This is a genomic window from Polynucleobacter victoriensis (genome assembly GCF_900187875.1).
Classification (GTDB): domain Bacteria; phylum Pseudomonadota; class Gammaproteobacteria; order Burkholderiales; family Burkholderiaceae; genus Polynucleobacter; species Polynucleobacter victoriensis.
In genome coordinates, this window is record NZ_FYEX01000002.1 from 221,945 (window position 1) to 235,460 (window position 13,516).

At 43.7% G+C, this 13,516-nt stretch carries 13 protein-coding genes; 7 read left to right on the forward strand and 6 right to left on the reverse strand.

What is annotated here, in order from left to right; genetic code table 11:
* Nucleotides 1-2: 2 nt before the first annotated feature.
* Nucleotides 3-701 (reverse strand): CoA transferase subunit A, encoded by a 699-nt coding sequence (locus CFR83_RS07445; RefSeq protein ID WP_088813431.1) that lies wholly within the window; start codon nt 699-701, stop codon nt 3-5.
* Between the two features lie 261 nt (nt 702-962).
* On the opposite strand from CFR83_RS07445, the gene CFR83_RS07450 reads away from it, so the two are divergent.
* The 3 genes from CFR83_RS07450 to CFR83_RS07460 are packed head-to-tail and all read left to right on the forward strand — an operon-like array spanning nt 963 to nt 4,215.
* Nucleotides 963-2,636, forward strand: coding sequence for an electron transfer flavoprotein-ubiquinone oxidoreductase (locus CFR83_RS07450; protein WP_088813432.1), 1,674 nt, complete (start codon nt 963-965; stop codon nt 2,634-2,636).
* A gap of 60 nt (nt 2,637-2,696) precedes the next feature.
* On the forward strand, nt 2,697-3,242 hold the full coding sequence (locus tag CFR83_RS07455; protein WP_088813433.1) for a DUF4337 domain-containing protein: 546 nt from the start codon (nt 2,697-2,699) through the stop codon (nt 3,240-3,242).
* Between the two features lie 37 nt (nt 3,243-3,279).
* Complete coding sequence (locus CFR83_RS07460; protein WP_088813434.1) at nt 3,280-4,215, forward strand: cysteine hydrolase family protein; 936 nt, start codon at nt 3,280-3,282, stop codon at nt 4,213-4,215.
* Between the two features lie 23 nt (nt 4,216-4,238).
* On the opposite strand, the gene CFR83_RS07465 is transcribed toward CFR83_RS07460, so the two are convergent.
* The 4 genes from CFR83_RS07465 to CFR83_RS07480 form a co-directional block, all read right to left on the reverse strand.
* Nucleotides 4,239-5,387, reverse strand: coding sequence for an MFS transporter (locus CFR83_RS07465; protein ID WP_088813435.1), 1,149 nt, complete (start codon nt 5,385-5,387; stop codon nt 4,239-4,241).
* Nucleotides 5,388-5,400: 13 nt separating this feature from the next.
* Nucleotides 5,401-6,501, reverse strand: a complete 1,101-nt coding sequence (aroC, locus tag CFR83_RS07470; protein WP_088813436.1) for a chorismate synthase — start codon at nt 6,499-6,501, stop codon at nt 5,401-5,403.
* Between the two features lie 69 nt (nt 6,502-6,570).
* Nucleotides 6,571-7,029, reverse strand: coding sequence for a CBS domain-containing protein (locus CFR83_RS07475; protein ID WP_088813437.1), 459 nt, complete (start codon nt 7,027-7,029; stop codon nt 6,571-6,573).
* A 116-nt stretch (nt 7,030-7,145) separates the two neighbouring features.
* Nucleotides 7,146-7,994: a YihY family inner membrane protein gene (locus tag CFR83_RS07480; RefSeq protein WP_133062469.1), complete on the reverse strand. Its 849-nt coding sequence runs from the start codon at nt 7,992-7,994 to the stop codon at nt 7,146-7,148.
* Between the two features lie 41 nt (nt 7,995-8,035).
* Between CFR83_RS07480 and wrbA the strand changes: the two genes are divergently transcribed.
* From wrbA to CFR83_RS07495, 3 genes are read left to right on the forward strand one after another with little or no spacing between them, the layout of a single operon-like run.
* Complete coding sequence (gene wrbA / locus CFR83_RS07485) at nt 8,036-8,641, forward strand: NAD(P)H:quinone oxidoreductase (protein ID WP_207758572.1); 606 nt, start codon at nt 8,036-8,038, stop codon at nt 8,639-8,641.
* Nucleotides 8,638-9,048, forward strand: coding sequence for a DUF2069 domain-containing protein (locus CFR83_RS07490; RefSeq protein ID WP_088813440.1), 411 nt, complete (start codon nt 8,638-8,640; stop codon nt 9,046-9,048). The genes wrbA and CFR83_RS07490 overlap by 4 nt, the downstream gene beginning before the upstream one ends.
* A 15-nt stretch (nt 9,049-9,063) precedes the next feature.
* Nucleotides 9,064-10,491, forward strand: coding sequence for an FAD-binding oxidoreductase (locus tag CFR83_RS07495; protein ID WP_088813441.1), 1,428 nt, complete (start codon nt 9,064-9,066; stop codon nt 10,489-10,491).
* Between the two features lie 152 nt (nt 10,492-10,643).
* Here the strand turns inward: CFR83_RS07495 and CFR83_RS07500 are convergent, their stop codons facing one another.
* A complete protein-coding gene (locus CFR83_RS07500; RefSeq protein ID WP_088813442.1) occupies nt 10,644-10,955 on the reverse strand; it encodes a MarR family transcriptional regulator in 312 nt (103 codons plus the stop codon).
* Between the two features lie 254 nt (nt 10,956-11,209).
* Here CFR83_RS07500 and CFR83_RS07505 point away from each other — a divergent pair, with 254 nt between their 5' ends.
* A complete protein-coding gene (locus CFR83_RS07505) occupies nt 11,210-13,447 on the forward strand; it encodes an NADP-dependent isocitrate dehydrogenase (protein WP_088813443.1) in 2,238 nt (745 codons plus the stop codon).
* Nucleotides 13,448-13,516 lie beyond the last annotated feature (69 nt).

Sequence of the window (13,516 nt, forward strand, 5' to 3'; positions counted from 1 at the left end):
CCTTAAGCCTTGCTAACAGTGCGCTGTTCAATGCGCTTCTCTGGGTTCTTGTTCAATACGATGCGATGCACATAAATACTTGGCGTATGAACATCAGCAGGCTCAAATGTGCCGTTCTCAACAATTTCTTCCACTTCAACCACAGTGATCTTGCCAGCCATGGCGCACATTGGATTGAAGTTACGCGCTGTGTGGCGATAAACCAAGTTACCCGCCTTATCAGCTTTCCATGCTTTAACTAAAGCAACGTCCGCTACCAAAGAGCGCTCCATCACATACTTTTCGCCATCGAATTCACGGATTTCTTTACCTTCAGCAACAATCGTACCTACGCCTGTTTTTGTAAAGAAAGCTGGAATACCGCAACCACCTGCACGTAATTTTTCAGCCAAAGTACCTTGAGGCGTGAACTCCAACTCAAGTTCACCAGCTAAATATTGGCGCTCGAATTCTTTATTCTCACCAACATATGAAGAAATCATTTTTTTAATTTGGCGAGTTTCTAATAATTGACCCAAACCAAAGCCATCGACACCAGCATTATTAGAAATGGCAGTTAAGTTAGTAACGCCTGAGTCACGCAATGCAGCGATTAAAGCTTCTGGAATACCGCACAAACCAAAACCACCCACTGCAAAAGTTTGGCCATCTTTAACGATATCAGCCAATGCTTCCTTTGCAGAACCGTAAACCTTATTCATTCAAAACTCCCAATTTATACAAAAATAGCCCTCTGAAAGGGCTCTGACCCACTATTTAAGCAAGCAAACAGTATGCCAAACCCTCAGTTATATACCATTCTATTGACGACTCGTTGACTTTATATGACAAGAAAGCTCAAGAAATTGGCTAACTATATGAAAATAAATCAACTAATTGATTGCAAACACCCCTTATAGTAACTTTTTTATGATTTCAAATAGATTGAAACTAAAATCAAAGCCTTACCAGATGGAGTACAAATGAATACCAGCCCAGAAATTCTTGAACAGTTTGGTCCACGTGAGTCTATGGACTACGACGTAGTGATTGTGGGCGGCGGCCCAGCTGGTTTATCTGCAGCCATTCGCTTAAAACAACTCAGCGCTGAAAAAGGCCAAGAGATTTCTGTTTGCGTTCTTGAAAAAGGTTCTGAAGTTGGCGCGCATATCCTATCTGGCGCAGTAATGGATCCCATTGGTATCAATGAATTAATCCCCGACTGGAAAGAAAAAGGCGCGCCACTTAATACTCCTGTGAGCGAAGACCGCTTCATGTTCTTAACTGAAAGCAAGTCGTTCACGACTCCTAATTGGATGCTGCCTGGCTGTTTTCAGAATCATGGCAACTATATTGTTAGCTTATCCAACTTCACACGTTGGTTAGGAACCGAGGCAGAGAATTTAGGTGTAGAAATTTTTGCAGGTTTCCCAGCAGCCGAAATTTTGTATGGCGAGTCAGGTGAAGTGGTAGGTGTAGCGACTGGTAACTTAGGTGTTAGCAAAGAAGGCGAGCCTACTGAAAACTTCCAATTAGGTATGGAGTTGCGCGCCAAGTACACCCTCTTTGCTGAAGGTGCTCGTGGTCACTTGGGCAAACAACTTATTAATAACTACTCATTAGATGCTGGTAAAGATCCACAAAGTTACGGTCTTGGCATCAAAGAACTCTGGGAAATCGATCCTGCACTTCACCAAGAAGGCTTGGTGATCCACACAGCAGGTTGGCCATTGAGTTCTGATACTTATGGCGGCTCATTTTTATATCACTTAGAAAATAATCAAGTGGCGGTTGGCTTTGTGGTGGGCTTGTCTTATAGCAACCCATACCTTAGTCCTTTCGAAGAATTCCAACGCTATAAAACACATCCGAGCATTCGTCGCTTCTTTGAAGGCGGTAAACGAATTGGCTATGGCGCACGCGTGATTACGGCCGGTGGTTTAAATAGCCTACCAAAAACTGTGTTCCCTGGTGGCGCATTGATTGGTTGCGATGCGGGCTTTTTAAATGCGTCTCGCATCAAAGGCAGTCACGCTGCCATCAAGACTGGCATGCTTGCTGCTGAAGCAGCATTTGATGCAGTGACAGCAAATCGTTCAGGGGATGAACTAAGTGCTTACCCAGCAGCATTCCAAAAAAGCTGGCTACATACCGAACTTAACAAGGCTCGCAACTTCAAGCCATGGATGGGTAAAGGCTTGTACTTGGGCACATTGATGGTAGGTATTGAACAAAAGTTATTCGGTGGCAATGTGCCATGGACTGTACATACCAAATTTGCGGATCATGAGTACTTAAAACCAGCTGCTCAATGTCAAAAAATTGAGTATCCAAAACCAGATGGGAAAATTACTTTTGACAGATTGTCATCTGTATTTATTTCCAATACGAATCACGAAGAGAATCAACCTGCTCACCTCACCCTTAATAATCCTGTGGTGCCAGTGGTGACTAATTTAGCGGTGTTTGATGGTCCAGAGCAACGCTATTGCCCAGCAGGTGTTTACGAGTTTGTGGATGGCGACGCTGGCAAACAATTACAAATTAATGCGCAGAACTGCGTTCATTGCAAAACCTGCGATATCAAAGACCCCACTCAAAATATTGTTTGGCTCAATCCTGAAGGTACCGGCGGTCCTAATTACTCAGGAATGTAACTTTGATAGTTTATTTTTAGTCTTGTTTGATTAATTGTTATTTTTTAAATAGAGGTAAATATGTCAGGTCATGGTCACGTAGATCCAAGCAATAAAAAGATTGCGCTACTTATTTCAATCTTGGCATTGTTATTGGCTGTTAGCGAAACAATGAGCAAGGCTTACCAAACAGAAGTTTTGACCAAACAAATTGAAGCTTCTAATTTATGGTCCTTCTTCCAAGCAAAGACCATTCGCTCAACTGCCACCAAATTAACTATTGAGACCACTCAACTCAGTGGCAAAGCATCAGATCCTAAAACGGCCGCCGCACTTGAAAAATGGGATGCAGCAGCAAAACGCTACGATTCAGAGCCAGAAACAGGCGAAGGCCGTAAAGAGTTAGCCGCTAAAGCCAAACAAGCTGAAGCCACACGCGATCTTTACATGCACAAATATCACTTCTTAGAAATTGCCTCAGGCATTTTGCAAGTGGCAATCGTGCTTGCATCAGCCACCATCATCACAGGTGTTAGCTTACTCAGTGTTTTAGCTGGCGGCCTTGGTGTTATTTCTTTGGTTTTGAGCGGTTTAGGCATTTTTGCACCAACACTCATTCACCTTTAATCATTGCATCTTGTTTAAACCAAGCAGTTAGTTAGCTATGCGCCAGAAAATAATTATTGCTTTACTGTTAGCTAGCTCATTGCTTGGCACAAGCTTTGCAAAAGAACTATCGTTTACTGCCATTGGTGATCAACCCTATTTCAGTAACGAAGCTTTTCGACAACTAATCACTGGCATCAACCAACACCCTAGATCAAAGTTCACTATCCACGTCGGGGACATTAAAAACGGTGCCAGCGTTTGTTCCGATGAAACATTTCTAGAGGTTAGAAAGCTGTTTGATGGTTTTGAAAAGCCACTAGTTTTTACCCCTGGAGACAATGAGTGGACAGATTGCCACCGCGCCTCCAATGGTTCATACCAACAACTAGAAAGACTTCAAAAAGTTAGATCTGTATTTTTTCAAGAAGGTAAAAGCTTAGGTCAACAAACTCTTCGACTTGAAAACCAGTCTAAGTTGATGCCTAAGTACCACTCTTATATTGAGAATGCGCGCTGGGTTGACCAAGATGTTTTATTTGTCACAATCCATCAAGTGGGGTCAAACAATAACTTAGATCACCAAGTACCTGGTGCAATTGCTGAGTATCAAGCACGCAACAAAGCGAACATGGCTTGGTTGAAAAATAGCTTTGACATAGCAAAAAATAAAAAATATGCCGCTATCGTGGTTGCTATGCAATCAGATATTTTTGACCCAAGAGTTCCAGCAGAGTCAGGCTTTAAAGACTTCATTGAAAACATATCAAAACTATCAGCTTCATTTAAAAAGCCTGTCTTATTAATTCAGGGTGACTCACATCAATATGTTGTCGATCAACCCATCAAGAACCAAGCAGGTCAAACACTAGAGAATGTGTTGCGCTTAATTGTTCCAGGCGCTAGCTTAGTCGAGGCGGTAGAAGTAAAGATAGATACCGATAAAAAAGCGATTCAGGAAGTTTTTTCTTTTAGCAAATATAGCGGTAAGTAGTTGCTTGATTTGATTGTTTGCTTTTATGAATCTGTATGAGTAATTTTGCTCATGCACCAGTAGCCTAAAAAGCTACTCACGGCAGCCAAACCAAAAACATGTGCTGGTGCCAAATACTCCCAAACCCAACCTGCTACTAAGCCGCCCACTGTCCCACCAATGCCATATGACACCGTCGTGTAAAGAGCTTGCCCTCTGGCTTGCAAAGGTCCTTTGAACCAAGTTTGCAGCATTTTGATACTCGCACTGTGATGCGCGCCAAAGGTAGCAGCATGCATGATTTGCGCCACAATCAACACCAACAACTCAGGCAAGTAAGCGATCAAAGCAAAACGAATCGTCGCGATGAGATACGCTGTTAACAAAATGTTCTTTGTGGTGTATCTGGCATAAAAGTAACTTTGAAAATAAAAAAATATCACTTCAGATAAAACACCCAACATCCAAAAGAGGCCTATCTCACCTTTTGAATAACCTAGCTTATCCAAATACAAAGAGTAAAAAACATACAAAGATGCATGGCCAAAGATCATCCAAAAATTGGCTGACAAGAACCATTGCACTTGGGTGTTTTTTAGTACGCGCCCTAATTTAACTTCCACATGATGGGTAGCCTCAATAGCAGGCTCACGCAAGGTGGTGGTTAAAACTGTCATGATCAACAATGCAGTGATGCCAAAGTACGGAAAGCTTTCAATACCAAAGCGTTCAAACCAGGCGCCCGCACTTAAGACCATGGCTATAAAGCCAATAGAGCCCCAAAGTCTTAGGCGCCCATAACGGCGATCAAAGTCATTATTTTTATAAAGCGCATGCACGGTAGCTGCCTCACCTAAAGGCATCAAACTGCTGATGACGGTATTGAGTAAGAACATCCATATCAGCAATGGCAGGTAACTCTCAAGATAAAAGATTGCCAAGAAGATGATGCAGGCCATCACAGAAGTAACTCGCATGATGCCTAAGCGATCACGACGGATATCTGCTAACCAGCCCCATGCAAAAGGGCCCAAGATACGCGTGATCTGAAACATGGACATCAATGCCGCAATTTCAATAGCGCCAAAGTTTCTGCTAGCAAAGTAAAGGCTGGCATAGGGCGACATGAGCCCGATGTATGCAAAGTAAAAAAAGAAAAAAGCCGCAAAAGCCAGCCGTACAAGACCGGTCATGAAAACTTTCTACTTAAGGTCTTTGAGCCGGAATGCGAGGCGTACTAACGCTCACATCACCACACTGCGCACGATGACGTAGTACGTGGTCCATGATGACCAGTGCCAACATGGCTTCAGCAATTGGTGTTGCTCGAATACCTACACAAGGATCATGACGACCCTTGGTTTGCACAACCGCAGCATCACCCGCACGATTAATCGATTGTTTAGGTGACATGATTGAAGATGTTGGCTTGATAGCAATCGACACCACCACATCCTGACCACTACTGATGCCGCCTAAGACACCGCCTGCGTTGTTGGTCGCGAAACCATCAGCAAACATTTCGTCACCGTGTTCACTACCCTTTTGCGCAACGCTCTTAAAGCCTGCACCAATCTCAACACCTTTGACAGCATTAATCCCCATCATTGCGTGCGCAATGTCAGCATCTAACTTATCAAAGATAGGCTCGCCCAAACCAACAGGCACATTCTTAGCAACTACTGTTAAGCGCGCACCGCAAGAGTCTCCTGCTTTGCGCAACTCATCCATATAGGCTTCTAACTGCGGAATGATTTTGGCATTAGCAGCAAAGAATGGATTTTGTGCAATTTGATTGGCATCTTCAAATGGAATTTCCAGCTCACCCAACTGAGTCATGTAGCCATAAAACTCCATGCCGTATTGTTCTGCTAACCATTTTTTAGCAACTGCTGCTGCAGCCACCACTGGCGCAGTTAATCTCGCAGACGAGCGACCACCACCACGTGGATCACGAATACCGTACTTGTGCCAGTAAGTGTAATCGGCGTGTCCTGGTCTAAAACTATCCAAGATGTCACCGTAGTCTTGACTGCGTTGATCGGTATTACGAATCACCAAAGCAATCGGAGTGCCGGTCGTTTTACCTTCAAAAACGCCCGATAGAATTTCTACTTTGTCTTCTTCTTTGCGCTGCGTCACATGACGTGAGGTGCCTGGTTTGCGACGATCCAAGTCTCCTTGAATATCTTCAACCGACAAAGACATGCCCGGTGGGCAACCGTCTACAACAGCGCCAATTGCGGGTCCATGAGATTCACCAAAAGTGGTGATACGAAATAAGTGTCCTAGTGTGCTTCCAGCCATGCCTAGATTATGACATTTGTCAGAGATGAAGGTTTAAATTTACGCTTCACCCCTGAAATCTAAGCAAAATTATTTGGCTGGAGCTGGTTCTTCTGCTGCTGGCCAATCACGAATGTAGGCTTTAAGCATGGTGTTTTCAAAGCTTTGAGCTTCAACCACTGCTTTAGCAACGTCGTAGAAAGAAATAACACCCATCAAAGTGTTAGATTCCATTACAGGCAAATAACGCACATGCTTATCTAGCATCATGCGACGCACATCATCTAGATCTGTCTCTGGTGTGCAAGTCAAAGGCTCTTTTTCCATCACAGTGCCCACGTGAGCGGTGCCCAAAGTGCCATGGCTTTTAGCCAATGTATCGATCACTTCACGGAAAGTGAGAATCCCCACCAACTTTGAATACTCCATCACTACCAAAGAACCAATGTCTTTTTCAGCCATGATGTGTACTGCAGCAGATAGCGATGTTTCTGGAGATACTGTGTAAAGAGTTGCTCCTTTAAAACGCAAAATATCACTAACTTTCATGACCAACTCCTTTGTAATGTGTTGTTTTAAGTTGTTTTTGTTTTTATCTAGTCTATCAGCAGCAAAGGCTGCTAGCTAGTCAGGGAATATCAGGGATTACACCTGTTTTGAGACTTTTATGGCTTTTTTGGGCTAGGTTCCCAAGCTCTTACCACTGGCATATTGGCCACCACCGTAGCACCAGCCAAGGTGACCCACCAAGTGACATAAATCCATACCAAAAACATCGGCAAAATGGCAAAAGCACCATACACAGTCTTATATATAGGGAAACTGGCCACAAACCAGGTAAATAGTGCTTTAGCTAACTCAAATACAACCGCTGCCCCAACCGCTCCCCATAAAGCATCTGTCCAAAGTACTTTTTTGTAAGGCAAGATCTTGTACACCACTGCAAACGACATGACAGATAGAAGAATCGGGAATACAGCCGCCATAAAATTAAAACCGTCACTCAAAGGCCCAATCAAACCTTTTGAGGCACTTAGAACCATAGAACTTAAATAAATACTCAAACCTAATAGCAAAGGGCCAATCATGGTTGCCACCATGTGTATCCCAATGCGCCTAAAGAATGGGCGAGACTGGGTCACACCCCAGATGCGATTGAATGCGTTTTCTACTGTGATGAGGGTGAAGAAAACACCAATTAATAAGCCCAAAGTACCAAAAATAGTTAAACCTTTTGCCTTTAGGGCAAATTGGTTCAGGTACATCAAAATTGGATCACCAATCGCCCCAGGAATTAAGTTGTCAGACAACCAGTCCTGAAAAGCACGGCGCAACTTCAAAAAGCGTGGCATCACAGTCAATAAAGCAAAGGAAACCGTTACCATGGGTACGATTGACAGAATCGTTGTAAATGACAAGCTCGCTGCCATTTCATTGATGTGACTGAGCTTTGCGCGCTGGCGCATGTAGCTAAAAAAGTCGAGAAGAGAGTCTTTATGACGAATTACTGGCACGGCTCTATCATAAGCAAGATATATATTGGAGTACACATTCTATGAATTCTGCAAATATTAACCTCTTAGTTCTTTATTACTCAAGACATGGCGCGACACGCCAATTGGCTGAATTAATTGCTGAAGGTATTGAAAGCGTACCCGGCGCTACTGCAAGATTGCGCACCGTGCCCGAAGTCTCTGCTGTTTGCGAAGCCACCGAGTCAGATATTCCTGCATCAGGCCCTCCTTATGTCGAGCACAAAGATCTACAAGAATGCGCTGGCTTAGCGTTGGGTTCACCAACTCGTTTTGGCAATATGGCTAGCGCTGTGAAATATTTCTTAGACGGCAGCACATCCCAATGGCTATCAGGTGCTTTGATTGGTAAACCCGCTTGTGTGTTTACTAGCACTGGCAGCATGCATGGCGGACAAGAAAGCACTCTACTCTCAATGATGATTCCATTGATGCATCACGGCATGGTGATGGTGGGTCTTCCTTATAGCCAACCAGAACTCATGAATACACAAACTGGTGGCACACCCTATGGCGTGACTCACTTTGCCAAAGCAGATGGCTCAGCACCAATCTCTGCTGATGAAAAGAAATTAGCCTTGGCGCAAGGCAAACGTTTAGCTGAAATCGCTATCAAGTTAGCAAAATGAATACACCCATTACCCAACACCCTGACCTACAACCCAAAGATCACTGGCGTCTGATCGCTTGGTTTTCTTGGTTTGGCTTAGTAGTTCTATGCGTTTTATGGGAAAGCGTACTCGCCCCAATCAAACCAGGCGGGTCTTGGGCAGTGATCAAGGTCATCCCAATGCTGTTTGCACTCAAAGGTATTTGGCAAGCTAAGAATTACACGATGCAATGGTCATCGATGTTGGTCATGCTCTACTTCATTGAAGGTGTGGTGCGCCTGAATGATTCTGGTTTATCGGCATACATGGCTGGATTGGAAATTGTTTTAAGTTTGATTGCATATTTTTCTTTATTGGCATATTTGAAACCGCTTAAGAAAGTAGCCAAACTTAAAAAGGCAGAAGAAGAAATAAAAAAATATTAGGAGCACTCAAACATCATGGCACTGACTGATCAAGAATTAATTGCCGGGTTTATAAACATCATTGGTCAAGAGCACGTCATTACTAATAGTAGTGACTTAGAACCCTATTTGATTGACTGGCGCAAGCGCTATCGCGGCCAGGCGATTGCAGCATTGCGACCAGCTAGCACCGAAGAAGTGTCAGCGATTGTGAAACTATGCGCAGCCAATCAAATCGCCATGGTTCCTCAAGGTGGCAATACGGGTATGTGTGGTGGTGCAACACCTAATCCCACAGGCAGACAAGTAGTAATTTCTTTACAGCGCATGAATAAAATTCGTGAACTTGATGCGTCCAATCAAACGATCACGGTAGAGGCAGGCGTGATTTTGCAAGCGTTACAAGAAGCAGCAACAGCAGCCAATCGATACTTCCCATTGAGCTTAGGTGCCGAAGGCAGTTGTTGCATTGGCGGCAATTTATCGACCAATGCAGGCGGCACCTCAGTGGTTCGGTATGGCAATACTCGTGAACTTTGTTTGGGTCTTGAAGTAGTGATGCCTAATGGCGACATTTTGAATAGCTTACGTAGCTTGCGTAAAGACAACACAGGTTACAACTTACGAGATTTATTCATTGGTGCTGAAGGCAGTCTTGGCATTATCACCGCCGCGGTCATGAAACTCTTCCCTGTTCCAGTAGCGCAGTGGACTGCACTGGTTGCAGTTCCAAGCGCAGAAGCCGCCGTGGAATTATTAAATCGTTTTCAGGCGGGAGCCTCTGCTCAGCTCACTGGTTTTGAAATGATGTCTGATGAAAGTTTGGCACTTTTAAAACATTACTATCCAGCATTAGCAAGTCCACTGGCGGGTCCCAATGCATACGAAGTTCTCGTAGAAATCTCAGATTACGAGAGCGAAGAACACGCCACCCAATTAATGGAATCGATCCTATCAGGCGCCCTAGAGTCAGGTTGCGCCACAGATGCTGCGATTGCTAGCAGCTTGGCTCAAGCCAGAAAGTTTTGGGATATGCGTGAACACGTGCCCCTAGCGCAAGCGGATGATGGCCCGAACATCAAACACGATGTATCACTACCCACTTCAGCGATTCCAACCTTTGTTGCCACTTGCAATGAGATGCTGAGAAAAAAATACCCAGGGATTCGGATCATCAATTACGGTCACTTAGGTGACGGTAATTTGCATTACAACGTTGCAGGACCAAGCTCAGCCGAAACCGAATCTTTCTTTGTCAATCGCTCAAAAGAGATTCAGGCATTGGTGTACAAAGAGGTTGAAAAATTAAATGGCTCGATCTCTGCAGAGCATGGCGTAGGACAACAAAAAGTGGACTACCTAAAAGGTCACCGCGGCGAGGTGGCCTTGAATGTGATGCAGGCTATCAAGAGAGCACTCGATCCTCATAATTTGATGAATCCAGGCAAAGTGGTTTCTTTGTAGAAAGCTTGAAAGCTAGTTAAAGAAATAGCTAGCTAGACAAGTAAGCATGAAATAAAAAACGCCACGATGTGGCGTTTTTTATTAGCAACTTTAAAACTGCAGTAACAACTGGTTTATTTCTTAGTTGCTTCGAGCATACAGTTTGAAATTTGCTAGAAGTACTTCAAAGCACCGTCTGTTGGCTCAATGTATTTTTTACGACCATCAGTTTCAATCACATAAGTGATCATTTCTTTATCGCGCAGTTGTTTTAAGCGAGCGTGCAAAGTTGCTGGCGAACCAATTGCTCGCATGGCGATTGCATCGCTTACCAACAAGCGCTCACCCTTTTTCCACTGCTGCGCTACCAAGTTCAATAGCTCGTTTTCAGTAGCGTCTAATTTTGGAAAGCTTGGCAACTCTTCAACAGAGCGAACCAAGTTCAGAAATCTAAAGTAGATTTCCTGCAACTCTTTGTTTTTCATGGTTTTATTGTCCCCAAGGCTATTAACCTTTGTTCGATATATGAATTATAAGGAAATATAAGAAAAGTTTCAGAAATAACAAAAGTGGTGCATCTGAGGGTTTTTCCTAGGCAATTTTTGGGCTGAATTAGGGGTGCGCCCCCTTAATTAGTCTTAATAGGTAAGGATAATAGAAGGTTGAACACTTAGAATCTAAGGCTGTAGATTTTTACGAGTTCAGCACCACTTAACCTTATAAAAAAGAGGACATATCGATGGCTAAAGATAAATCGAAGATTATTTACACACTTACAGATGAAGCACCTTACCTAGCTACCTGTTCATTCTTGCCCATCGTTAGAGCTTTTACTGCCCCTGCAGATATTGAAATTGTTGAAAGTGATATTTCTGTTGCTGCTCGTATCCTTGCTGAATTCCCAGACCGTTTAAAGCCAGAGCAACAAGTTCCTAATAACTTGGCTGAGCTTGGCAAATTAACTTTGTTGCCAGACACAAACATTATCAAGCTACCAAACATCAGTGCTGCGCTTGGTCAATTGAAAGCAGCCATTAAAGAATTGCAAACTCAGGGCTATGACATCCCTGACTACCCAGAAGATCCAAAGACAGATGAAGAGAAAGCGATTCGCAATCGCTATTCAAAATGTTTAGGTAGCTCTGTGAACCCAGTTTTGCGTGAAGGTAACTCAGACCGTCGTGCGCCAGCTGCTGTAAAACGCTATGCGCGCAAGAACCCACACTCAATGGGTAAATGGAGCCAAGCTTCTCGCACACACGTGTCACACATGCACGGTGGCGACTTCTACTCTAGCGAAAAATCAATGGTGATTCCAAAGCCATGTGACGTGAGAATGGATTTGGTTACTAAGAGCGGCAAAACAATCGTTCTTAAAGAAAAAGTATCTTTACTTGAAGGCGAAATCATCGACAGCATGTACATGAGCAAAAAAGCTTTGTGCAAGTTCTACGAAGATCAAATTCAAGATGCTTACGAAACACGCGTGATGTTCTCTCTTCACGTAAAAGCAACCATGATGAAAGTGTCACACCCGATCGTTTTCGGTCACGCTGTGAAGATTTTCTACAAAACAGCTTTCGAAAAGCATGGTGAGCTATTCAAACAATTGGGCGTAAATGCCAACAATGGTCTAAGCAGCGTTTATGAAAAGATTGCTAGCTTGCCAAGTTCTAAGCGTGAAGAAATCATCAATGACCTACACGCTTGTCACGAACACAACCCAGAGTTAGCAATGGTTGACTCTGCAAAAGGTATCACTAACTTGCACTCACCTAACGATGTGATCGTTGATGCCTCTATGCCAGCGATGATTCGTGCAGGCGGCAAGATGTGGGGCGCTGATGGTCGTCTTAAAGACACCAAAGCTGTGATGCCTGAATCTACGTTTGCTCGTATTTACCAAGAGATGATCAACTTCTGCAAAACTCACGGTAACTTTGACCCAGTGACGATGGGTAGCGTACCTAACGTGGGCTTGATGGCTCAGCAAGCAGAAGAGTACGGTTCACACGACAAGACTTTTGAAATCCCTGAACCAGGTGTTGCACGTATCGTGACTCTTGATGGCAACGTGTTGTTAGAACAGAACGTTGAAGAAGGCGACATCTGGCGTATGTGCCAAGTGAAAGACGCTCCAATCAGAGATTGGGTAAAACTAGCTGTAACACGTGCCCGTCAATCAAATACACCTGCCGTGTTCTGGTTAGATGACTATCGTCCACACGAAGCAGAATTGATCAAGAAGGTAAAAACTTACCTCAAAGACCACGATACAACTGGTCTTGATATTCAGATCATGTCTCAAACACGTGCGATGCGTTACACACTAGAGCGCATCATTCGTGGCAAAGATACTATTTCTGTAACAGGTAACATTCTTCGCGATTACTTAACAGACTTGTTCCCTATTCTTGAATTGGGTACTAGTGCCAAGATGTTGTCTATCGTGCCATTGATGAATGGTGGCGGCTTATTCGAAACTGGCGCTGGCGGTTCTGCACCTAAGCACGTTAAACAATTGGTTGAAGAAAACCACTTGCGCTGGGACTCTTTAGGTGAATTCTTGGCTCTAGCAGTATCTATCGAAGAAGTGGGCATCAAGAAGAACAATGCCAAAGCAAAGATTTTGGCTAAAACTTTAGATGACGCAACAGGTCAATTGCTAGAAAACAGAAAATCACCATCAGCTCGCACAGGTGAATTAGATAACCGTGGCAGCCAGTTCTACTTGGCTCTCTATTGGGCTGAAGCATTGGCTAACCAAACAGAAGACAAAGAGCTACAAGCTCACTTCGCTAAGTTAGCTAAGAAACTCAAAGACAATGAAGAAAAAATTGTTGCTGAGTTGTCAGCGGTTCAAGGTAAAGCGGCTGATATCGGTGGTTACTACAAACCTGATCTAGCAAAGCTAGAAGCAGTGATGCGCCCAAGCGCTACTTTCAATGCGATTGTGAAAGAAGCACTAGGCGCTTAATTAATCTTCAAGCTTTAGCTTAAGCCAATCTACTGCGGTAGATTAGTAAATAAAAAATGCTGGTTTTAA